At 46.5% G+C, this 25,550-nt stretch carries 22 protein-coding genes, 1 tRNA gene and 1 other annotated feature; of the genes, 19 read left to right on the top strand and 4 right to left on the bottom strand.

The window, feature by feature from the left end; all coding sequences use genetic code 11:
* Positions 1-33 precede the first annotated feature (33 nt).
* The 4 genes from NSQ68_RS19710 to NSQ68_RS19695 form a co-directional block, all read right to left on the bottom strand.
* On the bottom strand, positions 34-798 hold the full coding sequence (locus tag NSQ68_RS19710) for an exodeoxyribonuclease III (protein ID WP_342426940.1): 765 nt from the start codon (positions 796-798) through the stop codon (positions 34-36).
* 16 nt (positions 799-814) lie between these two features.
* Positions 815-1,069, bottom strand: coding sequence for a hypothetical protein (locus NSQ68_RS19705; RefSeq protein WP_342426939.1), 255 nt, complete (start codon positions 1,067-1,069; stop codon positions 815-817).
* 102 nt (positions 1,070-1,171) lie between these two features.
* Positions 1,172-1,693: a hypothetical protein gene (locus tag NSQ68_RS19700; RefSeq protein WP_342426938.1), complete on the bottom strand. Its 522-nt coding sequence runs from the start codon at positions 1,691-1,693 to the stop codon at positions 1,172-1,174.
* Between the two features lie 309 nt (positions 1,694-2,002).
* A tRNA-Arg gene (locus tag NSQ68_RS19695) sits at positions 2,003-2,076 on the bottom strand.
* 257 nt (positions 2,077-2,333) lie between these two features.
* Here NSQ68_RS19695 and NSQ68_RS19690 point away from each other — a divergent pair.
* From NSQ68_RS19690 to NSQ68_RS19600, 19 genes are all read left to right on the top strand, one after another.
* Positions 2,334-3,242 (top strand): hypothetical protein, encoded by a 909-nt coding sequence (locus NSQ68_RS19690; RefSeq protein WP_342426937.1) that lies wholly within the window; start codon positions 2,334-2,336, stop codon positions 3,240-3,242.
* Positions 3,243-3,385: 143 nt separating this feature from the next.
* Positions 3,386-4,699, top strand: coding sequence for a trigger factor (gene tig, locus NSQ68_RS19685; protein WP_028541569.1), 1,314 nt, complete (start codon positions 3,386-3,388; stop codon positions 4,697-4,699).
* 411 nt (positions 4,700-5,110) lie between these two features.
* Entirely contained in the window at positions 5,111-5,701 is a 591-nt protein-coding gene (gene clpP, locus NSQ68_RS19680) for an ATP-dependent Clp endopeptidase proteolytic subunit ClpP (RefSeq protein ID WP_016324659.1), read from the top strand.
* 12 nt (positions 5,702-5,713) lie between these two features.
* A complete protein-coding gene (gene clpX, locus NSQ68_RS19675; RefSeq protein ID WP_013311623.1) occupies positions 5,714-6,970 on the top strand; it encodes an ATP-dependent protease ATP-binding subunit ClpX in 1,257 nt (418 codons plus the stop codon).
* Between the two features lie 110 nt (positions 6,971-7,080).
* Positions 7,081-8,199 (top strand): flavodoxin-dependent (E)-4-hydroxy-3-methylbut-2-enyl-diphosphate synthase, encoded by a 1,119-nt coding sequence (gene ispG, locus NSQ68_RS19670; protein ID WP_025718670.1) that lies wholly within the window; start codon positions 7,081-7,083, stop codon positions 8,197-8,199.
* A gap of 217 nt (positions 8,200-8,416) precedes the next feature.
* The gene (gene lonB / locus NSQ68_RS19665; RefSeq protein ID WP_029518404.1) at positions 8,417-10,144 is read left to right on the top strand and encodes an ATP-dependent protease LonB; all 1,728 of its coding nucleotides are present in this window, start codon (positions 8,417-8,419) and stop codon (positions 10,142-10,144) included.
* A 110-nt stretch (positions 10,145-10,254) separates the two neighbouring features.
* Positions 10,255-12,591: an endopeptidase La gene (gene lon, locus NSQ68_RS19660; RefSeq protein WP_023989969.1), complete on the top strand. Its 2,337-nt coding sequence runs from the start codon at positions 10,255-10,257 to the stop codon at positions 12,589-12,591.
* A gap of 18 nt (positions 12,592-12,609) precedes the next feature.
* Positions 12,610-13,221 carry a ribosome biogenesis GTP-binding protein YihA/YsxC gene (gene yihA / locus NSQ68_RS19655; protein ID WP_061828820.1) on the top strand — a complete coding sequence of 204 codons (612 nt, stop codon included), beginning with the start codon at positions 12,610-12,612 and terminating at the stop codon, positions 13,219-13,221.
* A 289-nt stretch (positions 13,222-13,510) separates the two neighbouring features.
* On the top strand, positions 13,511-14,098 hold the full coding sequence (locus NSQ68_RS19650) for a non-ribosomal peptide synthetase module (RefSeq protein ID WP_307353445.1): 588 nt from the start codon (positions 13,511-13,513) through the stop codon (positions 14,096-14,098).
* Positions 14,099-14,365: 267 nt separating this feature from the next.
* The gene (speD, locus tag NSQ68_RS19645) at positions 14,366-14,764 is read left to right on the top strand and encodes an adenosylmethionine decarboxylase (RefSeq protein ID WP_342429139.1); all 399 of its coding nucleotides are present in this window, start codon (positions 14,366-14,368) and stop codon (positions 14,762-14,764) included.
* Positions 14,765-15,012: 248 nt separating this feature from the next.
* Positions 15,013-16,407 carry a glutamyl-tRNA reductase gene (gene hemA, locus NSQ68_RS19640; RefSeq protein WP_342426936.1) on the top strand — a complete coding sequence of 465 codons (1,395 nt, stop codon included), beginning with the start codon at positions 15,013-15,015 and terminating at the stop codon, positions 16,405-16,407.
* A gap of 16 nt (positions 16,408-16,423) precedes the next feature.
* Complete coding sequence (gene ccsA / locus NSQ68_RS19635; protein WP_029518408.1) at positions 16,424-17,251, top strand: cytochrome c biogenesis protein CcsA; 828 nt, start codon at positions 16,424-16,426, stop codon at positions 17,249-17,251.
* Between the two features lie 8 nt (positions 17,252-17,259).
* Positions 17,260-17,907 carry an NAD(P)-dependent oxidoreductase gene (locus tag NSQ68_RS19630; protein WP_307353448.1) on the top strand — a complete coding sequence of 216 codons (648 nt, stop codon included), beginning with the start codon at positions 17,260-17,262 and terminating at the stop codon, positions 17,905-17,907.
* 1 nt (position 17,908) lies between these two features.
* Positions 17,909-18,835 (top strand): hydroxymethylbilane synthase, encoded by a 927-nt coding sequence (gene hemC / locus NSQ68_RS19625; protein WP_322158301.1) that lies wholly within the window; start codon positions 17,909-17,911, stop codon positions 18,833-18,835.
* Between the two features lie 4 nt (positions 18,836-18,839).
* Positions 18,840-20,396, top strand: a complete 1,557-nt coding sequence (gene cobA, locus NSQ68_RS19620; RefSeq protein ID WP_342426935.1) for a uroporphyrinogen-III C-methyltransferase — start codon at positions 18,840-18,842, stop codon at positions 20,394-20,396.
* Positions 20,397-20,444: 48 nt separating this feature from the next.
* Positions 20,445-21,443, top strand: a complete 999-nt coding sequence (gene hemB, locus NSQ68_RS19615) for a porphobilinogen synthase (protein WP_028541574.1) — start codon at positions 20,445-20,447, stop codon at positions 21,441-21,443.
* A 30-nt stretch (positions 21,444-21,473) separates the two neighbouring features.
* Positions 21,474-22,778, top strand: coding sequence for a glutamate-1-semialdehyde 2,1-aminomutase (gene hemL / locus NSQ68_RS19610; protein WP_307353451.1), 1,305 nt, complete (start codon positions 21,474-21,476; stop codon positions 22,776-22,778).
* Entirely contained in the window at positions 22,775-23,689 is a 915-nt protein-coding gene (locus tag NSQ68_RS19605; RefSeq protein WP_307353452.1) for an RluA family pseudouridine synthase, read from the top strand. The genes hemL and NSQ68_RS19605 overlap by 4 nt, the downstream gene beginning before the upstream one ends.
* 126 nt (positions 23,690-23,815) lie before the next feature.
* Positions 23,816-25,147, top strand: a complete 1,332-nt coding sequence (locus tag NSQ68_RS19600) for a LysM peptidoglycan-binding domain-containing protein (protein WP_342426934.1) — start codon at positions 23,816-23,818, stop codon at positions 25,145-25,147.
* 71 nt (positions 25,148-25,218) lie between these two features.
* Positions 25,219-25,503, top strand: a binding site (T-box leader).
* Positions 25,504-25,550 lie beyond the last annotated feature (47 nt).

Genomic DNA, 25,550 nt, shown 5'->3' with positions numbered 1-25,550 from the left:
GAGTTTAAATAACCTTGTGTCAGGCAGGGAGACCTATGCTGAAATATCTTGCAACTCCAATATCACAGGACAGTGGTCACTGCCTGTAATATGACAATCAATACTTGCATCCATCAATAGCGAACGAAGTCTCTCTGAGACGAGGAAGTAATCGATCCGCCAGCCGATATTCCGTTCTCTCACCTTTGGCATGTAGGACCACCAGGAATAAACATCCGTCCGGTCAGGATAAAAGGTTCTAAAGGTATCTATAAATCCGGCGTCTAGCAGCTGTGACATGCGTTCCCTTTCCTCAGGCGTAAATCCGGCATTTCCGTAGTTAGCTTTGGGGTTTTTGAGATCGATCTCCTGATGAGCTACGTTCAAGTCTCCACAAACGATGACAGGCTTCAAAGCATCCAGTTGTTGCAGGTAACTACGAAAACGGTCTTCCCATTCCAGTCTGTACGGCAGTCGGGATAAGTCCCGTTTGGTATTCGGTGTGTACACATTGACGAGATAAAATTGTTCGAATTCCAGAGTAATGGTTCGTCCCTCCGGTTCTTCATTTTCTTCAAGTCCATAATGCACAGACAGCGGCTTGATTTTGGTGAAAATAGCCGTGCCGGAATATCCTTTTTTCTCAGCATAATTCCAGTATTGTGTGTATTCCTCCATGTTCTCCATGAGGATCTGCCCTTCTTGAAGCTTCGTTTCCTGTACGCAAAAAATATCGGCATTCGTTTCTTTTAGATAAGTATAAAACCCTTTGGTCACACAGGCTCTTAAGCCATTTACATTCCAAGATATTAATTTCATTTGATTAATCTCCTTGCTACTTCACGCGGTCAAGCGATGTGATTTGTATATCCTCTGTTGATATAAGCTTATAAATGTCTTCTATCTGGACTTCATAGGTCTTTTCATCAAAATGGTCCTGACCAAACATATAATCGTTTAGTTCTATTGCCTTAAGGTTTCGTTTGGTATTCATAGCCGAAGGGAAGTATTCGATATCTAATGAGGCTTTATTTCCGGCCAACACTGTTTTGATAACTTTTGCAGTTTGTAATACCCGTTCTTTTTCCAATGGCAATCCTGAGTCAGTTAGATCCTCGAATACAATTATACGAATATACTGATCGCCGACGCTTCGGGATTCAGTTTAAAATCGTCGTATTCTTTGATCATTTTATCTGTCAGTGAAGGGAATACTATGATAGCTAATATTTTGAATTTGAAAGTCCTCTCCGTATTTCTGCTCCAGATATTGCTCTGATTCTGCGGCTACGTTGCGTTTATTTTCACCTGTTTGTGTAAAAGGCTCTATAATATCTACGTATTTCATTGTGACTGCAAGAAGTAGAAGTGTAGCTCCCACAGCGAGACTGAGCAACATGCGCCATTTGGAAGGCAAGGATGCACCTGTCGGCGCGCTATCCACATTGCTTGTAATTTGAAAAGATCGTACTGTAAAAACAATGCCTAAAATGTGGAGAATAATGGCCAGCGGTCCCGAAATAATAAGCAGGTACCCGAGAGAAAATAATGTAAAATAGATCAGAATTCCCTGTGTGATGATCAGAGCCGCTCCTCCAATCATATAGGAAGGAATGGCGAGATAAAACATACCCAATCCAGTACCTAATATAGAAAGCAAAGTGGCAACAAAACGATGAATTTCCCGCGACTTTTGGAGTTTATTCGTAGTCAAGGGAGTCAGCCTACCTCCTTTACTTCAAAATGGTGCAACATGATAGATGATAGCAATTTCTGCGTTTTATTGAAAGAGTAGAGACTTGAAACCAGCGCCTAAAGTAGCGTGGCAGACTATTCTTTCTACATTATTTATCATGAAAAAAGCTTCCTTGCGGAAGCTTTTTTAGTGTAATTTATCAAAAGAGATACTCTCCCTATGGTTGACTGCGAAGTATAGGCTAACGATGCCGATGGGCCGACGTTCCCCTGTGGGTTATCTCATGAGAACAAAAAAAGCCTCCATAATGGAAGCTTCTTGTTATGACGTCCCAGGAGGGATTCGAACCCCCGACCGACGGCTTAGAAGGCCGTTGCTCTATCCAGCTGAGCTACTGGGACATAAAATTCAAGCGAATATTAATATATCATATGGATAAAAGAAATTCAAGTCTTATTTTGCATATATCGCTTATTGAGGCTTTATACAGCATAAATTCTGAGTAGACGTAGTTTTTTTTGCCTTATAAAAGGGTATGTTAGAATACAGGTGAATATGTGTAAGACGAGTGGTTGGACTTCGGCTACTGTTTCTCATATAATCTACAAATACTTGAGCTTGCGAAGGAGAGGGGGTGCCTTGAATAAAGGACTCCAAGGTGACGACAAAAGAAAATAATATTGTATTGTTTCCGAAGACACTGGACTATTATCAAATTCAACTTACTGTGATGCTTGAAAACGAACGTTACGGAGAGGCGATGGCGATGCTGCGTTTTTTAATGCAGTGTCAGGGACAGGAGCAGAAGCAATACGATGAATGGAACGCTCTATTGCAATGGCTGGAAGCTGCATTTCCACAGTACGCTGACAGCGGGGCGGTAACGGACGCTGTGGAAGAAGAAGTCAGTGAAGTAGAGTTAGCTCGCCGTCATGCACGCTTTAAGCAGGAACAGGATGCAGGTTACGGCAACAAGCTGTTGCGGATGGCTATGGATGAACCTTTATCCGAACAGACGATTTTAGCGTTGGAGCAGTTGTCCTATCTGGAACTGCCAGAAATCGACGATGCCTTGCTTAGCTGGATTACGGAACGGGAAATCCATCCTTTACTTCAATTCCGTGTTCTACAGACAATGCGACGACGCGGAATGGAAGGGACGATAGAAATTAGACGGGGTGATGAACAAGCGGAAATCGACATTGAAACGGTTCCGTTACAGCCAGGTGATTTTCCAGAGTCGATTATGCGTATTTTGGAACGGGTGGCAGATCAGACTGAGGTGCACGAGCCTACACTATTCTACTTTGCACAGGAGCTGTGGTCACAGTTTGTGATGGCAGTATACGGTACGAATGATTATAGATCAATGTTGGTGGAAGAGGACGGAATGCCGGATATTTGGGCTGCAGCACTCCATCAGACAGTTTCGGAAAGTTTGAACGGAAATAATAATGAGGAAGAAACCCGTGCTATATATGGCATTACAGATGCGTTGCGCTTCCGTTTTGAGCAGGCGTATCGGTCGATGCGACTATTCGTAGCGGCGGGAATGCACACTCCTTAATGACCGGAAACGTTTACCTGTGAAGCATTCAAAGGGCTGCTCTTGAAAAAGACAGTAATGTTAGATATACTATAGTGGTTATTTTGTGTGCGTTGATTGTAATGAAAACTAAGTGAAGATTTTGTTGGAGGGGAAAGCATAAAATGAAAGCAACTTGGGAGAAAATAGAGAAGAACCTTGGGGTTCTTGAAGTTGAGGTTGACGCGGATCGTGTAGCCGCTGCACTCGACAAAGCTTTTAATAAAGTGGCAAAACAAGTAAGTGTACCAGGATTCCGTAAAGGTAAAGTACCACGTCCTATCTTTGAAAAACGCTATGGTATTGAAAGTCTGTACCAGGATGCGATTGACATCCTGTTGCCAGAAGCTTACAGCCAAGCTGTAGAGCAAACGGATATCTTCCCGGTTGACAGCCCTGACGTTGAAATTGATCAATTCGCTAAAGGCGAATCTTTCAAGTTCAAAGCGAAGGTTACTGTTAAACCTGAAGTGACTTTGGGCGATTACAAAGGCGTAGAAGTGCCTGTAAGCAAACTCGAAGTAAGCGACGAAGAACTGGCTCAAGAACTGGAGCGCCTGCAACAACGTCATGCTGAATTGGTTGTCGTTGATGAAGATGCTGCTCAATCCGGCGATACAGCTATTATTGACTTCGACGGTTCCGTGGACGGTGTACCATTCGAAGGCGGACAAGCTGAGAAGTATTCTTTGGAACTGGGCTCTAACACATTTATCCCTGGTTTTGAAGAGCAAGTGGTTGGTTTGCACACTGGCGATTCCAAGGACGTTGAAGTAACGTTCCCTGAGAACTACCATTCTGCTGACCTCGCTGGCAAACAAGCGGTATTCAAAGTGAAAGTTCACGAACTGAAACGCAAAGTTCTTCCTGAACTGGACGATGAATTTGCTAAAGATGTAAGCGAATTTGACACACTGGCTGAATTCAAGGAAGACTTGAAAAAGCAATTGTTGGATCGTAAGGAAAACGAAGCTAAAGCAGCTCGCGAGGGTGCTGTAGTGGAGAAGGTTGCTGAGAATGCAACAATCGACATTCCTGAAGCAATGGTGAAGAGCGAAGTGCAAAACATGGTTCGCGATTTCGACAACCGTTTGCGTAGCCAAGGTATGAACCTTGAAATGTTCCTCGGATTCTCTGGTCAAAGCAAGGAAGACCTGGAAGAGCAAATGAAAGCTGATGCTGAGAAGCGCGTACGTAACAACCTCGTGCTGGAGCAAGTGGCTAAAGCAGAAAACATCGAAGTTTCCGAAGCGGAAATTGATGAGGAACTGAAAAACATGGCTGAAGCTTACAAACGTTCAGTTGAAGAAATCCGCAGCATTCTGGAAGGTAACGGCTCGTTCGCTAACCTGAAAGAAGAAATTTCACTGCGCAAAACCATTGCTTTGTTGGTGGAAAACAGCAAAGAAGTAGAAGCGCCAGTTGAAGCTGCTGAGTAATTCAGACGATAAAATATACGGAGTATGCCGTAACAAGCTGCAACGTAGTAATTAGATAGGGATAAGGCACGTAGTGAAAGTTACGTGCCTTATTTTTACCTTTGGCAACCCAAATTTTAGTCGTTTATGGAAAGTGCTGTGAGTCGTGTTTTCTTGTTTTACATAAGTCACTATCGTATATTTGCACATACATACGAAACATGGTTAAATATGAGAAGGTCTCGGCAGAGTGTACTGTAAATAGCCCGCACTGCATATATGAGCGCATGCAAATATGACACGAGACTCTGAACATGTTAAAATATTTTGTAAGGTGTTTCACGTTTCATGCTTGCTGCTTCCGTTTTAATGGGACATAGGAAGCGGATGAATACAGGTGTTCATTTTAATAAAGAAAAGAGGTTGGTCGTGATGAGTCTCGTCCCTATGGTTGTGGAACAAACGAATCGAGGAGAACGATCTTACGATATTTACTCGCGGTTGCTTAAGGATCGTATTATTTTCCTAAGTGGCCCGATTGATGACGATGTCGCCAATCTCGTCATTGCACAGCTATTGTTCCTTTCTGCGGAAGATCCAGAGAAGGATATTAATTTGTACATTAACTCGCCAGGCGGTTCTGTAACTGCGGGCATGGGTATATATGATACAATGCAATTCATTAAGCCGGACGTATCGACGATCTGTGTAGGCATGGCTGCAAGTATGGGTTCGTTGCTGCTAACAGCGGGTGCGCCAGGCAAGAGATATGCGCTTACCAATAGTGAAGTCATGATCCATCAGCCGCTTGGTGGCATTCAGGGGCAAGCCTCCGATATGCTAATTCATGCGGATTGGATTATCAAAACACGTGCTAAGCTGAATCAAATCTATGTAGAGCGTACGGGTCAGCCCCTCGAAAAAATCGAACGTGATACTGACCGTGATTTCTTCATGGAAGCGGAAGAGGCAAAAGCATACGGTATCATTGACCAGGTGCTGTCTAAACCGATTAATCTGTAAAGGGGTGGCTCTATGTTTAAATTTAATGATGAAAAAGGACAATTGAAATGTTCTTTCTGCGGTAAATCTCAGGATCAGGTTCGCAAGCTTGTTGCCGGACCGGGCGTATATATATGTGACGAATGCATTGAGTTGTGTACGGAGATTGTAGAAGAGGAATTGGGTCATGAAGAAGAAGTAGATCTGAAAGACATTCCGAAACCAATGCAAATCCGTGACATTCTGGACCAATATGTTATTGGTCAGGATCAAGCGAAAAAATCGTTGTCTGTAGCGGTATATAATCACTACAAACGAATTAATACTCAAAACAAAATTGATGATGTGGAACTGCAAAAAAGTAACATTTTGATGCTTGGACCTACAGGTTCGGGTAAAACGTTGCTTGCGCAAACCATGGCTAAAATTTTGAATGTTCCTTTTGCTATCGCAGATGCCACTTCCCTTACGGAAGCAGGTTATGTGGGTGAAGACGTTGAAAATATTTTGCTGAAACTGATTCAAGCTGCCGATTATGATGTAGAAAAAGCCGAACGCGGCATTATCTACATTGACGAAATTGATAAAGTAGCCCGCAAATCCGAGAACCCGTCCATTACGCGTGACGTATCGGGTGAAGGTGTACAGCAGGCGTTGCTTAAAATTTTGGAAGGCACGGTTGCTTCTGTACCACCTCAAGGCGGTCGCAAGCATCCACATCAAGAGTTCATTCAAATTGATACCACGAATATCCTGTTCATTTGCGGTGGTGCCTTTGATGGTCTGGAGCAAATGATCAAACGTCGTATCGGTAAGAAGGTCATCGGCTTTAACGCTACTAGTGAGCAAAAAGATCTGAAACCAGGCGAATATACTTCAATGGTATTGCCTGAGGATCTTTTGAAATTCGGTCTGATTCCGGAATTTGTAGGACGCTTGCCAGTAATTTCTACACTGGAGCCGCTTGATGAGAACACATTGGTTCGTATTCTGTCCGAACCGAAAAATGCGTTAACCAAACAATACCAAAAGCTGCTTGAGCTGGATAATGTTCAACTGGAGTTTAAGCAAGATGCTCTGGAAGCCATTGCTCGTGAAGCGATCAAGCGTAACACGGGTGCCCGTGGTCTTCGCGCGATCATCGAAGGTATTATGCTGGACGTAATGTATGAGGTTCCTTCCCGTGAGGATGTGACTACTTGCGTCATCAATGAGCAGGTTGTAAAAGACAAAATCGCACCGGAACTCGGTGGTACAGATAAGGATAAAAAACAAGAAGAGAGCGCCTAAGGATTGATACTTCGCGATCTCTAAAACATGAGAAGCCGGATCTCCACTTCACTAAACCTGTATGAGGTTTTAAGGGGTGGAGGTTTGGCGTTAATGGGAGAGAAAAGTACATGTTCTTAAGACAAGACACACGTCCCGTTAAAGTCGGGAATCTGACGATTGGCGGCAGCAATGAAGTCATCATCCAAAGCATGTGTACAACTAAAACAGCAGATGTGGAAGCAACTGTAGCGGAGATTCTTCGCTTGGAAGAAGCCGGATGTCAACTGGTGCGGGTTACCGTCAACAATGAGGAAGCTGCCGCAGCCATTAAGGAAATTAAAAAACGGATTCATATTCCGCTGGTTGCAGATATTCACTTTAATCACAAGTTGGCTCTACTGGCAATTGAAAATGGAATTGATAAAGTTCGCATTAATCCAGGTAACATAGGACGACGTGAAAAAGTGGAAGCTGTCGTTAAGGCATGTAAGGAAAAAGGGATTCCGATTCGAATTGGTGTGAATGCCGGGTCATTGGAACAGCATTTACTTGATAAGTATGGCTACCCTACGCCAGAAGCGATGGTAGAAAGCGCCTTGTATCATATCGGGATACTGGAAGAACTTGATTTCCATGACATTATCGTGTCACTGAAGGCGTCTGATGTTCCTATGGCGATTGCTGCTTATACGAAGGCAGCTGAAATTATTAAGTATCCACTCCATCTGGGAATTACCGAAGCGGGTACGCTCTTTACTGGTACGGTTAAAAGCGCGGCAGGTATGGGCGCTCTGCTGGCATCAGGCATCGGCTCCACAATGCGTATTTCGCTCAGTGCTGATCCGGTGGAAGAAGTGAAGGTAGCGCGTGAGTTGCTCAAAACGTTTGGATTGATCACAAACGCAGCTACACTGATTTCTTGTCCGACTTGCGGACGTCTGGATATTGATCTGTTCTCTATTGCCAATGAGGTAGAAGACTACATTGCAAAACTCAAGGTACCGATTAAAGTATCCGTACTGGGTTGTGCAGTAAATGGCCCGGGTGAAGCGAAGGAAGCTGATATTGGAATTGCCGGAGCGCGCGGTGAAGGCCTTTTGTTCCGTTATGGAAAAATGATTCGCAAAGTACCTGAGGCTGATATGGTCGATGAATTGAAAAAAGAAATTGATATCATCGTCAAGGCATATGAGGAAACAGGGAAAATACCTGGACGTGAAGAACGTCATACCGCCGAGAAGGTGTAGGCAAAAGTAGTTATTATAAAGAGGCATAGTCATAATCTATTGTCATCATTTAAACGCCGTGGAGAGCAGCTCTGCTACAGAACTGTTCTTCGCGGTGTTTTTGTATTTCTCTCTGATCTTTTGAAAGACCGCCGTTTAGCTATCGCGGAAAAGGAAATACTGTTTTTCATAGAGCGGCATTTTTCAAATTGCTGAGATGAGAAACGGAGGAAATACGATGGACTTGACTATGATTTTGTTATTGGTGCAAATGTTTTTCGGGATTGTTATTGGTCTGTATTTCTGGAACCTCCTGCGGAGTCAGAAAACGAACCGTAGTGCGGTGGATCGGGAATCCCGCAAGGAATTGGATAAGCTACGCAAATTGCGTTCTATTTCACTTACCAAGCCGTTGGCTGAACGCACACGTCCTGCCACTTTACAGGATATCGTGGGTCAGAAGGATGGACTGCGCGCGCTCAAGGCCGCGTTATGTAGTGCGAATCCGCAGCATGTCATTATTTATGGCCCGCCGGGTGTAGGGAAGACAGCTGCTGCACGCGTGGTGCTGGAAGAGGCTAAGAAGAATCTGTCCTCCCCGTTCAAGGGAGATGCCAAATTCACGGAGATTGATGCTACGACGGCCCGCTTTGACGAGCGCGGTATTGCGGACCCGTTGATAGGTTCAGTGCATGATCCGATCTATCAAGGGGCAGGAGCGATGGGGGTGGCGGGTATCCCACAACCTAAACCCGGAGCTGTGACGAAGGCGCATGGGGGTATGCTGTTCATTGATGAGATTGGTGAGCTGCATCCAACGCAGATGAATAAACTCTTGAAAGTACTGGAGGATCGCAAGGTATTTTTGGAGAGTGCGTATTACAACTCGGAAGATTCGAATACTCCTGCTTATATCCACGATATCTTCCAAAACGGTTTGCCAGCCGATTTTCGTTTGGTGGGTGCGACGACCCGTTCGCCGCATGAACTGCCACCTGCGATTCGCTCCCGGTGCATGGAGATTTATTTCCGTGCCTTGCAGCCACAGGAGATTGCTCGTATTGCAGAGGATGCTGTCCACAAGCTAGGCTTTGGCCCTTGTCCTGAGGCGGTAGAAGTTGTACAGCGTTACGCAACGAACGGTCGGGAGGCCGTCAATATGATCCAGCTGGCTGCTGGCTTGGCACTTACCGAGAAAAGGGAATGTCTCAATGCTTCCGATGTCGAATGGGTAGCGGGCAGCAGTCAAATTCAACCGCGTCCTGACCGAAAAATACCGGGCTTGCCGCAAATCGGATTCGTTAACGGATTAGCGGTATATGGCCCGAACATGGGGATGCTGCTGGAAATTGAAGTTACAGCAGTTCCGGTTCCTGAGGGAAAGGGTAGCTATAATATTACGGGGGTTGTGGATGAGGAAGAAATCGGAGGCGGGTCCCGCACATTGCGCCGTAAGAGCATGGCTAAAGGTTCTGTAGAAAATGTTCTAACCGTTTTGCGTACGCTCGGATTGTCTCCGTCGAATTACGATTTGCATATCAATTTCCCTGGGGGTACGCCGGTAGATGGCCCGTCCGCAGGAATTGCGATGGCAACAGCCATTGCTTCCGCGATGCGGGGAATTCCGGTGGATCATGAAATTGCAATGACTGGCGAAATTAGCATCCATGGTCGTGTCAAACCGATTGGTGGTGTATTAGCCAAGGTTGAAGCCGCTTTTCAGGCAGGAGCCAAAAAAGTGATCATTCCGCAGGACAACTGGCAAGCTCTTTTTGACAGCATTGAGGGTTTAAAAGTCATTCCCGTGCAGTCGGTTACCGAAGTGTTCCGACATGTGTTTGGGGAAGAGATAACGTCGGATTCGCCTGTACATGCGCCAATTGAGACTTTTCGCCCATCCCAATCTTCCTTGTTACAGGCTGATGGAACGCATAACGGGACGATATCAGATACAGGATCTTGCTGATGAACCACCCTTTCATTGGTTTTTTCATAAAACATTTGATAAAATATGAAAGATAACAACGTGAGGATTGTAAAATCCGGAACCTGAGAATCACTGGAGGTGCGAAAGCGATGGGACCCACCAAGACAAAAGGTCGTCGTTTTCCTTTGCTGCCTTTAAGAGGGCTTCTGGTCTACCCGAGCATGGTTCTGCATCTCGATGTGGGCCGGGAAAAATCGGTCAAGGCTTTGGAAAAAGCGATGGTTGAAGACAATTTGATTCTCCTGTGTTCTCAATCAGAAGTAAATATTGAAGAACCTACACAAGAGGACATCTTTCGAGTCGGCACGGTAGCTAAGGTACGCCAGATGCTCAAACTTCCTAATGGAACCATTCGAGTATTGGTGGAAGGGCTGGAACGCGCCGAGATTATTCAATATACGGACAATGAAGAATATTACGAGGTAATGGCGAAGGAGCTGCACGAGGCAGAAAACGTACAGCCTGAGACGGATGCGCTTATGCGCACTGTATTAACTCAGTTCGAGCATTATATCAACTTGTCCAAAAAGGTAACACCGGAGACTCTCGCTGCGGTATCCGATATTGAGGAGCCGGGAAGGCTTGCAGACGTGATCACAAGTCACCTGACGCTCAAAATTAAGGAAAAGCAGGATATACTGGAGACGATCGACGTTACTCAGCGTCTGGAGAAGCTTCTGGATATTTTGAACAATGAGCGTGAAGTACTGGAGCTGGAACGCAAAATCAACCAGCGTGTGAAGAAGCAGATGGAAAAGACGCAGAAGGAGTATTATCTGCGTGAACAAATGAAGGCAATTCAGAAGGAACTTGGCGAGAAGGAAGGTCGCGCGGGAGAAGTTGAAGAACTGCGCAACCAGCTAAGTGAACTGGAGTTGCCTGTTCCGGTGAAGGAGAAGGTCGAAAAGGAAATCGACCGTCTGGAAAAAATGCCAGCAAGCTCTGCCGAGGGTGGCGTCATCCGTAATTATGTAGATTGGTTGTTAAGCTTGCCATGGAACAAGTTTACCGATGATGATCTGGATATCGTCAAAGCTGAAGAGGTACTCAATAACGACCACTACGGATTGGATAAACCCAAGGAGCGTGTATTGGAGTATTTGGCTGTACGCAAGCTGGTGAAGACCATTAAGGGACCGATTCTGTGTCTCGTAGGTCCGCCAGGGGTCGGCAAGACCTCGTTGGCCCGTTCGATTGCCAAATCCATGGGTCGGGAATTTGTCCGCATCTCTCTCGGAGGTGTGCGGGATGAAGCGGAAATCCGTGGTCACCGTCGGACTTATGTTGGTGCGATGCCGGGGCGGATCATTCAGGGGATGAAGACTGCAGGAACGTCTAATCCGGTATTTTTGCTGGATGAGATTGATAAAATGGCTTCCGATTTTCGAGGAGATCCATCGGCGGCATTGCTCGAAGTGCTTGATCCTGAACAGAACAATACGTTCAGTGACCATTTTGTCGAGCTGCCGTTTGACCTGTCCAATGTGATGTTTGTAACGACAGCCAATGCTGCACACAACATCCCGCGTCCGCTAATGGACCGCATGGAGACACTCTATATTCCTGGATACACCGAACTGGAGAAGCTGGAAATTGCCAATCGGTACCTATTGCCCAAGCAGAAGAGAGAGCATGGCTTGGACGAGGAACAGTTGGTCATTGGGGAGGATACGCTACTGCGTGTCATTCGCGAATATACCCGTGAATCCGGTGTACGGAATCTTGAGCAGCAAATGGCTTCTCTGTGCCGCAAGGCGGCGAAGTCAGTTGTATCCGGTGGCGAAGGGCCGATTCAAATCACACCGGATAATCTGAAGGATTATCTGGGCATCGCTAAATTCCGTTACGGTGTTGCAGAACTGGAGGATCAGATCGGTACGGTTACAGGCTTGGCATGGACAGAGGTCGGTGGTGAAACACTGATGATTGAAGTGACGGTCGTACCTGGTAGCGGTAAACTGATTCTTACGGGTAAACTGGGAGACGTTATGAAGGAATCTGCACAGGCGGCATTCAGCTACACCCGTTCCAAAGCAGTTGATCTGGGCATTGAACTGGACTTCTATGAGAAAAATGATATCCACATTCATATTCCTGAGGGTGCGATTCCGAAGGATGGCCCATCTGCGGGAATTACTATTGCTACCGCGTTAATTTCAGCTTTGACTAACCGTCATGTATCCAAGGATGTGGCTATGACGGGCGAAATTACTCTGCGCGGCCGTGTATTGCCGATTGGTGGTTTAAAAGAGAAGTCGCTGGCTGCCCACCGGGCAGGCTACAAAAAAATTCTGCTTCCCAAAGATAATGAACGGGATTTGAAGGATATTCCCGACAGTATCCGGCAGGATGTTGAATTTGTCCCCGTTGCCCATATGGATCAGGTGCTAAAGCATGCTTTGGTTGAGCAGGCAAGGGTACATTAGAGAGGAATTAAGGACACAATGAAAGTAACAAAAGCAGAATTTATAATAAGTGCGGTTGGCCCCGATCAGTTTCCTGTGGACGCTTTGCCAGAGATTGCTCTGGCGGGGCGCTCCAATGTAGGAAAGTCTTCACTGATTAATCGGTTGATTAACCGTAAAAATTTGGCGCGTACCAGTTCTACGCCAGGTAAAACCCAGCAACTCAATTATTACCGGATTAATGATGATCTCTATTTTGTTGATTTTCCCGGTTACGGTTACGCCAAAGTATCCAAAACGTCCCGCAAGGCTTGGGGGCAGATGATTGAGTCTTATTTGCTGGAACGTGAGCCACTCAAACTGGTGCTCCAAATGGTAGATTTGCGCCATCCGCCGTCCAAGGACGATATCATGATGCACGACTGGTTGCGACATCACGGACTACCTGTATGCGTTGTAGGCACGAAGGCAGATAAAATCCCTAAAACGCGGCGAGAAAAGCATTATAAGGTAATTAAGCAGGAACTCGGAATACTTCCTGGGGGATTGTTTATCCCCTTTTCATCCGAAGAAGGTATGGGCAAGGAAGAGCTGTGGTCTGTCATCTCCAGCTATATAGAAAATGACGACGAAGAGCAGACGGAATTGTAAGGTTAGGGACGTCCTTGAGGACGTCCTTTTTTCATGGTTCGGGCTTCAAGAAAATAAACTCACTAAATGGGTGGGAATAATATATAATAACAAAAAGAACTCGTGGATTTTAAGCCGAAAAGTGAGTATATGGGGGATGATGCAGTCCCAACCCCATCATTTTCCGTTTATTTCCGATGTATGGCGGGAATTTATGATTTGATGTGCAAGAAAAGCGCTGTAGGTCTGATGTATAATAAATCATAAAGCTTAAAACTTATAGGTTCAGGAAAGAATTGAGGAGATGGGTATGGCTCAGCGGTTAGCCACAGAGTATGTTAAAACCACTTTGACCTTGTCGGAAACCCAAATGGACGAATTTTTGCGGGCAGTGGATGATCCCCAGGTGCATTACTATATTAAAGTTCTAGATAACGGAAGACAGGAAATCGTTCTGGAGCATAGTGCGGGTGAGGAAGTTCATTTGTTTTTTGAAGCCAAAGAGGGAGCGTTTGTGTGTGAATTGACTTGTCGCTTAATTCATCCACAACTCACCCTGTTTATACGCAAACTTTTTGTTCGTTTTAAGGGCGAAGGCATCGTTTACCGAATGTATCAAGGGTTCACTATGGTGTATTTTTATAATGAAGGTACGGTTCGTAAAATTATGGAGAAGAATGCCGTAGGCTCCAGGCTGGTATTCGAATATAAAAATACGGTGCAGGAACTGCACCAGCTTTTTCAGCATCAGAACGTCGAAAATGAAATATCAGACGTATATCATCTCATTAATTCGTTGCTTGACCAGCGGAATTTGGCGCGTACTTTCTCGGAGTTGGAACAGATTGACCACAAGCTTCGAATGAGTTGCTCAAAATTATTTGCACTGGAAGCTTAATAAGGCATGAATATATGGAATGAATCGTTATGCCGTGTAGTCCCTTTCTCTACCGAAATAGGCTTTTTTATTCCGAAAAAATGATTGCATTTGCTGCACATAGATGTTATTTTTAATCTCGTTGAAAATGAATATAGGAACCAGGATTCACTCAGGACATTGAATGTTGCGAGAGGTTATTCCCTCGGGAAGTGAATGACGTAGGTCCTAGCGGATGAAATTTTTTCAAACATTTTATTCCTAGGAAGGGGGAACCGAAAGATGGAATTGGAGTACTCAACTTTCGGAAGACACGTTGCCGTAGATACTTGGGGTGTTGAGTTTGAATTACTGAATGATGCGCAGTTTTTGGAGGCTCAATTAGTTGAAGCAGCTGAAGCTTGCGGAGCAACGGTGATGTCCGTTCAATTCAAGCAATTCGAACCACAGGGAGCTACCGTGCTTGTACTGTTGTCGGAGAGTCATCTCTCTATTCATACGTATCCTGAGAGAGGATTTGCCGCTATTGATTGTTATACTTGCGGTGAGACTGTCGATCCGCAGCTGGCTATTGATTACCTGGTATCCGTTCTAAAACCGAAAAAAACATATGCGAAAAAGCTGATTCGCGGCTTGGGAGAACTTCAGGTGGAATCACCGGAGTGCAAGCTGGCCGAGTTAGTGTAAATCGTTCTTAATGGAGCCATTTGTGCGTCCTATATTATAACCATGGAACATTTCCATGGTTATTTGTTTTAAAAGTGGTTTACACTAAATCAAATCATACAGAACGTGCTAGATGCTCATGAAAGCCATCCAATTTTCATAAACAATTCATAAAACAGCCGGAGGAGATTCGGACTTCTGTGATATAATTAACATAGTTTATGATAACAGTGGTTATTCTTATTACAGTTTAGGCAGGTGAATTTGCAATGCACATCGTCGTTGTTGGGTTGAATTATCGTACGGCGCCTGTGGAAGTCAGAGAGCGTTTTACATTTGCAGAACAAGATTTGCCAAAAGCGCTGGAGCAACTCAAACTTACCAAAAGTGTGTTGGAGGGCGTAGTTGTCGCAACCTGCAATCGGACTGAAATATATGTTGTGGTGGACCGCCTTCACATGTGCGGTTATTTTATACGCAGTTTTATGGAGCAATGGTTTGGCATTCCGCGTGATCAATTTACACAACATTTATATATATATGAGGACGAGCAGGCGATTCGGCATTTGTTCCGTGTGACTTGTGGTCTTGATTCTATGGTAATCGGAGAAACACAAATTTTGGGACAGGTAAAGAACGCTTTTCTTCAGGCTCAATCCCAGAAAATTACGGCAACGTGGTTTAACATGTTGTTTAAGCAAGCCGTTACATTGGGCAAGCGTGCCCATTCGGAGACGTCTATTGGAGAAAGCGCCGTATCTGTCAGTTATGCAGCAGTTGAGCTGGGCAAACGGATTTTCGGGATGTTTACCGATAAAAAGGTGCTGATTCTCGGTGCTGGTAAAATGAGCGAGCTTACGGTTAAGCATTTGTACAGCGGCGGAGCAGCCGAGGTTATTGTAGCCAACCGAACCTTGTCTCGTGCGGAAGACCTTGCCTCCAAGTTCCATGGAACGCCGGTTACGATGGAGGAAGGCATGAATCGGTTGGCGGATGTGGATATTGTTATTAGCTCGACAGGTGCACAGGGTTATATTCTGGATCGGACTCGGGTTGAAACTAGTATGAAACGTCGACAGTCCCGTCCTTTGTTTATGATTGATATTGCGGTTCCGCGTGATCTCGACCCGGCTATTGGTGAATTACAGAATGTTTTCCTGTACGATATTGATGATCTGGAAGGGATCGTGGAGAGCAATTTGGAAATGCGCCGTACCGAAGCTACAAAAATCGAGCATATGATCGAAGATGAGCTTAGCGAGTTTTATCAATGGTTGAAAACGATGGGAGTGCGTCCGGTGATTCGTGCATTACAGGAAAAAGCGGAGTCTGTACATCAGGATACGTTGGAAAGCCTGTTCAATAAGCTTCCCGAGCTGGATGAACGGCAACGCAAAGTGATTAGCCGCTTGACGAAGAGTATGCTGAACCAGATGATGCATGATCCGATCAATCGGGTAAAGGAACTGGCTGTCCAAAAGCAGGGAAATGAGGCCCTAGACATGTTTAGCCACATTTTTGCTCTGGAGGATCGTTTGGATGACGCCGCTCAGAAAGTAGATAAAAGTGATGCATCTGCGTTAATAAAACCGGAAGCCGGTGTTCATGAAAAATCCGTTCAGGCTCAGGCTTTGCCAGCGTCGTTTGCGCCGGCCAGCCTGTAAAAGTGGGTGAACAGACGTGGCTTCAGGCATGCTTATATATGATTCAATGATTTATGTTTTTGCCCTGAGCCTTCTGTTTGTATTCTCGGATGGGATTCGTCGCAATGCGAATGCTAAACGGACAGGTACAGGGCTTCTTGTTGTCGTTCTGGTGCTCCAGCTTGCTTATATGGGGATAAGAACCTGGAATGAAGGGCACCTTCCTATTTTCGTGACCTACGATTTTCTATTTCTGTTCTCAGTTATTCTAGTGCTGATTTCTTTGATTTTAACACGTTATCAGCGATCCGAATTTGCTGTATTGCTGCTTAATATTATTAGTTTTGCAGTGCTGGTGCTCAACAATATATGGATGGAGCCTCTCGATAACCCGCTTGGAAATTGGCACACCGTGCATGGGCTGCTCCTGATTCATATTGCGCTGGCTAATCTTGGTTTTGTAGCGATGACGGTAGCAGCTGTATTTTCTGGGTTATATCTGTTTTTGCATCGTAAATTGAAAGTAAAGAAATGGAATGACACGATCAGACGCCTGCCGAGTCTGGAAATGATGGATCGGTATACGCACATGGCGCTGTTGATTGGTACTCCTTTGCTGGGAGTCTCTATTGTAGTTGCCGTTATTTCTATTATTGCTGAGGAACGCTGGCTTCTCTTGCTAGATACCAAGGTGCTGATGACAGCGATTGCCTTGTGTGTGTATATTATATTTTTAGTGAGCAAAAGATTGAATCAGCGTTCAGGGCTTGTGATGGCAAAGTGGGCATTGGTGGGCTACACACTATTGATTCTTAATTTTTTGTTGAATTCCTGGTCTGTATTTCATCAGTGGACGGGAGAGTGAAAAGCCTTTTGCAGCATTTTGTCCCGATTTCGTTGAATTGTAAGAATAAGATCTGTTGTATTGTAGGTGGCGGTAGGATTGCGGAACGAAAGGTAAAGGGGATGATGGAAAGTGGGGCGTTCATTACCGTCATTAGCCCGAATATAACGCCGGATTTACAGGTTCTGGCCGATCACAAGCAGCTCCACTGGGTAAATCGCGTATATCGCGAGGGTGACCTCCAGGGAGCCTTTCTTGTATATGCGGCGACGAACCAGAGAGAAGTAAATTATGAGGTTGCACATGAGGCTAGACAAAGGGGTATACTGGTAAATGTGGCGGATCGATCAGAAGATGGAGACTTTATAACGCCGGGGATCATTCGACGAGGAAGACTGACGATTAGTATTTCCACAGAAGGGGCTGGCCCTGCTGTGACCGCTGATATTAAATCAGCTTTGGATACGTTGTTTGGTAGCGAATACGAGCCATATCTGGATTTCATGCACGATATGCGACAGATCATCAAACGTAAGATAAGTTCCCCACAGCAAAGGACCAAACTACTGAGGCGCTTGGCGAGTAGCGGAATTTTGGATCAAATACGCCGTCATGAATTTATGGCTTGGACCGAACAAGAAATAGACCTATGGATTGCGCAAAATCAGGAGGAATAACATGCGAACAATTGTGGTAGGCAGCAGACAGAGTGCGTTGGCGTTAACTCAGACCGGGCATGTCATTGAAGATTTGAACGCGCTATGCGCGGAGCATGGAATGGATTTGCAATTTGTGGTGAAGAAAATCCTGACCAAGGGTGATCGAATATTGGATGTAACCTTGTCCAAAGTGGGTGGCAAAGGGCTTTTTGTCAAAGAGATTGAACAGGCCATGCTGGCTGGTGAGATCGATATGGCAGTACATAGTATGAAGGATATGCCTTCCGAATTGCCGGAAGGGCTTGTCAACGGCGCTGTACCGCGCCGTGAGGATCCACGTGATTGCCTGATCACATTGGGCGCCAAGAGCCTGGAGGATTTGCCTCAAGGGGCAAAGGTGGGCACGAGCAGCCTGCGCAGAGCCAGTCAAATCAAGTCCATGCGACCTGATCTCCAATTGGAGCCTGTGCGTGGCAATATTGATTCCCGTCTGAAAAAGCTGGAGACGGAAGGTTTTGACGCTATCATTTTGGCGGCAGCAGGCTTGCATCGGATGGGCTGGAAAGATCGAATTACATCCTATATACCGGAAGAAGACTGTTTGCCGGCGGTTGGGCAGGGAGCGCTGGGTATTGAATGTCGTGCGAGTGATGAAGAGCTATTGGCCTTGCTGCGCCTTTACAACGACCGGGATACCTCGGCTACCGTTGCGGCAGAACGAACCTTTCTGGGCGTGTTAAATGGGGGGTGCCAAGTGCCGATCGGGGCTCATGCGGTCTGGGCTGGTCAAGAAATCAGCCTCACGGGCATGGTAGGCTCGCCAGATGGCGAGGTTATTTTGAAGGAAACGCTCCAGGGAAATGATCCGCAAAAGCTGGGAGAAGCGGTGGCGGCCAGTTTGATAGCCAAAGGAGCAGAACAGATTCTGGCGCAGGTGAGGGGATGATAGCATGGCAGGAAAAGTATATTTGGTAGGTGCAGGACCGGGAGACGCAAGATTAATTACGGTTAAGGGTTGGGAATGCATTCAATTGGGCGATGTCATTGTGTACGACAGACTGGCAAGCCCGCGCCTCTTGGGATTGATGAAGCCAGGGGCCCAAAAAATATATGTTGGCAAATTGCCAGATCGTCACACTATGAAGCAAGAGGAAATTAATCAGCTGTTGGTGGATTTGGCCTTGGAAGGAAAAACAGTTGTTCGTCTTAAAGGGGGAGACCCCACTATATTTGGACGAGTCGGCGAGGAAGCCGGGCTACTGCGTAAACATGGTATTTCCTATGAAATTATACCCGGCATCACATCAGCAATCAGTGTGCCCGCCTATGCGGGTATTCCAGTCACACACCGGGATATGGCCTCATCGCTATCTATCATTACAGGTCATGAAAGTCCGGATAAACTCGACCAAAGTATTCATTGGGATAAAGTGACGAACGCAACGGGCACACTGATCTTTATGATGGGTGTAGCAAAGATCGGCTATATCAGTGAACAGCTGATAAAACACGGCAAGCCGTCAAATACTCCTGTTGCCTTGATCCGCTGGGGAACCCGCGCCGAGCAGGATACGCTGGTGGGTACGCTGGCAGATATTGAAGCTAAGGTGAAGGCTGCGAATTTTCAGCCTCCCGCCGTCATCGTTGTCGGAGAAGTGGTCAATCAACGTGAACAATTAAAATGGGCTGAAGACATGCCTTTGTTTGGCAAGCGAATTTTGGTTACTCGCGCGCGCGCGCAGGCCAGCAGTCTGGTTCATCGGATTGAGGAGCTTGGTGGCGAACCCTATGAATTTCCAGTTATCCAGACTGTCGCCCCTTCGGACGAGCCAACCAAACAGAAAATTAAAGAGGCATTTGCGCGACTGCCAGAATATGATTGGGTGTTTTTTACCAGCGTTAATGGAGTGGAATACTTTTTCACGCACTTAAAGGAACAGGGCAAGGACGTACGTATGCTGTTCAAAGCGCGTATTGCCGCAGTCGGACCGGCTACAGCAGCCGCGCTTCGGACGCACGGAATTGTGGCAGAACAGATCGAAGGCCCTTTTCAGGCAGAAGGCTTGCTCGAAGGATTTGAGCAGGATTTGCAGGCAGGGCAGAACGTATTTCTCCCAAGAGGTGATCTAGCTCGGTCGTTGCTGCCAGAAAAGCTGAGGGAGATGGGACTTCATGTGACCGAGGCTGATTTGTATCAAACTGTGCTGGCAGCCAACACACAGGATGATGAACTTCTCAAGCTGCTTGAGGAGCGTGCCATTCATGCGATTACGTTTACCAGTTCCTCAACTGTAACCTTTTTCTTAGAAGCCCTCAGACAAATGGGGATCAGTGATCCAGTGTCGCTGCTGGAGGGAGTTACGATTGCTGTGATAGGTCCTTTGACCGGTGAGACAGCTGCCCAAGCCGGCTTGACTGTGAGTTTTATGTCAGAGAAGGCGACCATTGAAAGTCTGATCCAATCGTTATGTGAGTGGAAACGATCAAGTACTGTTATGACATTATAATTTTTTTGTTTTTACTAATGAATGTTTAAAAAATGGAGGTTTGTAATCATGAGTGTTCCTTTTACCAGACATCGTCGTTTGCGCCAGTCGGCTGCAATCCGCAGTATGGTGCGTGAGACCGTATTGAATCCCGCTGATTTTATCCAACCGATCTATGTAACATTTGGAACTGGGGTGAAGCAGGAAATTAGCTCTATGCCAGGTGTATACCGTTTTTCTCTGGATCGGCTGGAGGAAGAACTGAAAGAGATTAGTGAGCTTGGCATTCCCGCTGTGCTCCTATTTGGCATACCGGAAACAAAAGACAGCGTAGGGACTTCGGCTTTTGTGGACGATGGTATTGTTCAGGAAGCTACTCGTCTGATCAAGTCGCGTTATCCCGAACTGCTGGTTGTGGCTGACACTTGTTTGTGTGAGTTTACGGACCATGGACACTGCGGTATGGTGCACATGCATGAGCATGATGGTGAGGTATGCGGTGAAGTATTGAATGATGAATCTCTGGAGGTGCTGGTACGTACAGCTGTATCTCAAGCCAGAGCTGGTGCAGATATTATCGCGCCATCTAATATGATGGACGGTTTTGTACAGGCGATTCGGCAGGGGCTGGATCTTGAGGGATTTTCGCATATTCCGATTATGTCGTATTCCGTCAAATATGCGTCTGCTTTTTACGGTCCTTTCCGGGAGGCTGCAGATTCTGCGCCGCAGTTTGGTGACCGCAAATCCTATCAGATGGATCCTGCCAATGCACGTGAAGCATTGCGAGAAGCGGAATCTGATGTGCTGGAGGGGGCAGATATGCTGATGGTGAAGCCTTCTCTTTCTTATCTTGACGTAATGCGCACGATTAAGGATCAATTTGATCTGCCTATGGTGGCTTACAACGTTAGTGGTGAATATGCCATGGTCAAGGCAGCGGCTCTTCAAGGCTGGATTGATGAAAAAGCAATGGTGCTAGAGATTTTGACAAGTATGAAGCGTGCGGGTGCAGATATGATTATTACCTATTCGGCCAAGGATGCGGCAAGATGGTTGAAGCAATAAGTCTATTTTTAGAAGATAGGAGTGGTCAGAATGATCGACGAACAACGAACAGTGCGCAAGGATACGAACTCCAAAGTAGCCTTTGATGAGGCAAAACAATACATTCCGGGTGGAGTAAACAGCCCGGTACGGGCTTTTAAATCTGTTGGGATTACACCTGTATATATCGACCATGGCGAAGGATCACGCGTATTTGATATTGATGGTCAATCCTATTTAGACTATGTATGTTCATGGGGACCGCTTATTATGGGCCATGCACATCCCGAAGTGGTTAAAGCTTTACAGGCTGCTGTTGTAAAAGGAACCAGCTTCGGCGCACCAACGTTGGCAGAAACCGAAATGGCCAAGCTCGTTTGTGAACGTGTTCCTTCCATGGATATTGTACGTATGGTTAACTCTGGAACTGAGGCGACTATGAGTGCGATTCGACTCGCGCGCGGATTTACGAGCCGTAGTAAAATCCTAAAATTTGAGGGATCATATCACGGTCATGCGGACAGCTTGCTGATTAAAGCAGGCTCTGGAGTTGCCACATTAGGCTTGCCTGATAGTCCGGGTGTACCTGAAGTTGTGGCCACCCATACAATCACCGTCCCTTATAATGATTTAGCTTCGGTGAAGCTAGCTTTTGAGAAATTTGGCGAAGAGATTGCCGCAATTATTGTCGAGCCAGTAGCAGGCAATATGGGAGTTGTACCGCCACAGCCTGGATTTTTGGAAGGCTTGCGTGAGGTAACCCAGCAGTACGGCAGTCTGTTGATTTTTGATGAAGTGATGACTGGATTCCGGGTTGGACTTCATTCGGCTCAAGGTCGCTTTGGTGTGACACCGGATCTTACCTGTCTGGGTAAAGTGATTGGTGGTGGACTCCCTGTAGGTGCTTACGGCGGACGCCGCGATATTCTGGAGCAGATTGCTCCATCGGGGCCAATTTATCAAGCGGGTACGCTTAGTGGAAATCCGCTGGCTATGGCAGCAGGTTATTCGACACTTAAATTGCTGACGCCAGAAGTATACGATCGCTTGGAAGAGCGGGCAGCTCGACTTCAAGCCGGATTCGAACGTAATGCGAACGAGCTAGGTATCCCTGTCACGATCAATCGCGTGGGTTCCATGGTTTGTCCATTTTTTACAGATGAAAAGGTTGTCAATTTTGACACAGCTAAAACGAGTAATCAGGACCACTTCCGCCGTTACTTTACTGAAATGGTGAATGAGGGAGTCAGTGTAGCACCATCTCAATTTGAGGGTATGTTTGTATCGGGCGTGCATACGGTAGAGGATATTGATGCCACCATTGAGGCGAACTATCGCGCGCTCAAACGTCTATGAGCTGGCAAGGTGGCTGGAAAAGAAGAGGACCGTGGCTGGAAGTCACGCCAGGACGGGAAATCACAGACGGGGAAAAAAACAGTGCTGATGCTGTAGATCAGTGGTTGCTGAATCGTTTGGAATTACCGGAAAAGCTGTGGCGCAGACTGCGCCATGAAAAAGAGATTGAACTTACAGGGGACCGGCTGCGGCTGGCCCTTTTTCCTGTAATGAACCTTGGCATCACCCCTCGTTGGTATGATTTGAAGGTTCTGTATGAAGATGATTTTTGCCTGGTAGTACATAAACCAGCAGGTATGGCAGTACATCCGGACGGCGGTGTGCAGGATGGTCCGCTGACGTTGGATCATGCTGTCGCATCCTACTATGAAATGAATGGCATTCATGCGGCGGTACGGCATGTACATCGTCTGGATGTGGATACGACGGGCCCAGTGCTATATGCCAAAAATGAATTTGCGTTGCTCAAGCTGGACGAGCAAATGAGAGCTAAGGATATCGACCGCCGGTATGTAGCTTTGGTACGAGGAAAAGTACCTCCATCGCTGCGAACGTTGGATTGGCCAATTGGCAAGGACAGGCATCATAAACAGCGTCGTCGTGTATCTCCGACTGGGCAGAAGGCGGTTACCCATATTGAACTCGGGGAAGTATGGGGAAGCGGTTCAAGTGCAGTGAGTCTCGTATATCTGACGCTGGAGACAGGACGGACGCATCAGATTCGCGTACATCTTAGTCATGCTGGCTATCCGTTGCTTGGGGATGTATTATACGGGGGGCGGGCTACTGATTTTGGCAGGCAGGCGCTGCATGGAGAGCGTCTTATCTTCTGTCATCCGCTGAGTGGCGAAACGATTACCGTAGAGGATGCTTGGCCGGATGATTTTCAAAAGCTGCACAAACAGCTATAAAAGATGGCATGCCTTCTATTTTGGCGCATATACTTGAACCTAGAAACGGTTTGCAATATGGAGTTTCCGTGCGCCTGACCAGAAGTCAGAGGATGTGCGGAGACTGCCCAAAGGAGGATGCCATCCTTGAACAAACAACAGAATGATCAGCCGCAAGGCTTGCGTTTTGATATTTATGAACGCATTCATTTGACGGAGGAAGCTGCCGGGATTGCTGAGTTGGAGGAAATTGAGCTTCTGCCACGCATTCAGGTTGTAACCCACGGCGACCATGCCGCTTTGCGAGGGCATTTGCTGCTGGAGGGCGTGTACCGCACACCTGAACAGATCACGAGCGAGCTTCATCATTTGATCCCTGTGGAAATTACCATTCCGCTAAACCGCGTAGGGAGATTGGAAGATATCTCTGTCGAGATTGAAAATTTTGATGTGGACCTGCTCTCTTTACGTAGTCTAAACATTACAGGCGTTCTTTCTTTGCATGGCGTGGAAAGCTCGCATGCCGAGGAGACAGCGGTTTGGCTGGATGAGGAATTTACCGTTGTGCATGCACCTGAGCATCCGGTTCAATCCCTTTCCGCCGATGGAGAGCATCGTCATGCTGAGGACTATTCTACCAATGACTCGACCTCCGATTATGTTACAGACTCTGAAACTTCTTACAGTGTGCCAGTACAACAGGAGTCCGTTTCCTGGGAACAGCTGTCTGAGGACCATGGGGAACAGCAGTCATCGTCGGAACAGCAAGCTTATGAGCCAGCAGTAGATCCTAACCGATTCTATGAGCCTTGGACGGGCAAAGCAGTTGAAGACAACTCTCCCGAGGTCAAACATGAGCATGGGTCTCCGGAAGTGTGGGGATTTCAGCAAAAGGAAGCATGGGCAGGGGGAAATGAGCCCAAGGTATCTTCTGCATCTCCCAATGTAGTGTATGACCCTTTGCTGTCTGAACCGCATCCTGCTACGGAGTCCGAGGTCTATCTAGAGCCACAGTTGGAAGCGAGTCAAGTAGATAACTTCGACTACAGGCCTGAAGCGTCAGAACAGGTGAATCACGAGGCTCATGACACCTTTACTGAGGATAAGCCAGAGATGCGTGTGGCGCTTAACAGTAAAAAGGATGAAGGGGCAGACGAGCCAGACCCGGTTGTCTACTCATCATTGCTCCAATCCAGCCGTTCGGTGAAAGAAGCGGAATACCAGCAGCAATTGGAGCAGGAGCCGCAGGATCAGGATCAGAAAGCCGAAGAAGAGCGGGAGAATGCCAAGTGGAAGAACCTTTTTTTTCATACACAAGATGAAACACCTTTTCGTAAGGTGCGGTTATGCATAGTACAGCGCGAGGATACACTGGAAACCATAGCTGACCGTTATCATCTCAGCACACGTGAGCTTCAACTGTATAACAGATTGGCGGAGCATCATGTGGAAGAAGGACAGGTATTGTACATCCCTTGATCCGGTTGCTGAAAAATGCACAGCGGGTGTTGACTATAGTCAATGGGAAATGTATGATGTGGTATAGTTATTGAAAGACTGAGATCGGGAAGAGTAGGCAGCAAGCCCTTCAGAGAGTGGAATTGCAGCGCTGTGAGGTTCCGCAGGAAGCTACTGGCCGAAGTCACCCGGGAGTCGCCTGTTTGAACGGTTCCTCATTTAATTCCTACGGAAGATAAGAGGTTCACGGTAGAATAAGGCCGGTCCGCAACCGTTATCTGCATAAAGTGTCACACCATGTGTAATGGATCAGTGGATACATACACTAGGGGTGAAACAAAGGTGGTACCGCGAGAGAACAGCCTTTCGTCCTTTGAGGATGAAGGGCTTTTTTTATTTGCCAATTGAAAAATCATGGAGGTAT

The sequence above is a fragment of the Paenibacillus sp. FSL L8-0158 genome (assembly GCF_038592965.1).
Classification (GTDB): Bacteria; Bacillota; Bacilli; order Paenibacillales; family Paenibacillaceae; genus Paenibacillus; species Paenibacillus polymyxa_D.
Note: the sequence above shows the minus strand (reverse complement) of the source record. Positions and strands in the feature narration are given on the sequence as shown.

Excerpts from the sequence above, each read along its gene's own strand:
- NSQ68_RS19710 (WP_342426940.1), bottom strand. The coding sequence starts at position 798 with ATGAAATTAATATCTTGGAATGTAAATGGCTTAAGAGCCTGTGTGACC.
- tig (WP_028541569.1), top strand. The coding sequence starts at position 3,386 with ATGAAAGCAACTTGGGAGAAAATAGAGAAGAACCTTGGGGTTCTTGAA.
- clpP (WP_016324659.1), top strand. The coding sequence starts at position 5,111 with ATGAGTCTCGTCCCTATGGTTGTGGAACAAACGAATCGAGGAGAACGA.
- clpX (WP_013311623.1), top strand. The coding sequence starts at position 5,714 with ATGTTTAAATTTAATGATGAAAAAGGACAATTGAAATGTTCTTTCTGC.
- ispG (WP_025718670.1), top strand. The coding sequence starts at position 7,081 with ATGTTCTTAAGACAAGACACACGTCCCGTTAAAGTCGGGAATCTGACG.
- lonB (WP_029518404.1), top strand. The coding sequence starts at position 8,417 with ATGGACTTGACTATGATTTTGTTATTGGTGCAAATGTTTTTCGGGATT.
- lon (WP_023989969.1), top strand. The coding sequence starts at position 10,255 with ATGGGACCCACCAAGACAAAAGGTCGTCGTTTTCCTTTGCTGCCTTTA.
- yihA (WP_061828820.1), top strand. The coding sequence starts at position 12,610 with ATGAAAGTAACAAAAGCAGAATTTATAATAAGTGCGGTTGGCCCCGAT.
- NSQ68_RS19650 (WP_307353445.1), top strand. The coding sequence starts at position 13,511 with ATGGCTCAGCGGTTAGCCACAGAGTATGTTAAAACCACTTTGACCTTG.
- hemA (WP_342426936.1), top strand. The coding sequence starts at position 15,013 with ATGCACATCGTCGTTGTTGGGTTGAATTATCGTACGGCGCCTGTGGAA.
- hemC (WP_322158301.1), top strand. The coding sequence starts at position 17,909 with ATGCGAACAATTGTGGTAGGCAGCAGACAGAGTGCGTTGGCGTTAACT.
- cobA (WP_342426935.1), top strand. The coding sequence starts at position 18,840 with ATGGCAGGAAAAGTATATTTGGTAGGTGCAGGACCGGGAGACGCAAGA.
- hemB (WP_028541574.1), top strand. The coding sequence starts at position 20,445 with ATGAGTGTTCCTTTTACCAGACATCGTCGTTTGCGCCAGTCGGCTGCA.
- hemL (WP_307353451.1), top strand. The coding sequence starts at position 21,474 with ATGATCGACGAACAACGAACAGTGCGCAAGGATACGAACTCCAAAGTA.
- NSQ68_RS19605 (WP_307353452.1), top strand. The coding sequence starts at position 22,775 with ATGAGCTGGCAAGGTGGCTGGAAAAGAAGAGGACCGTGGCTGGAAGTC.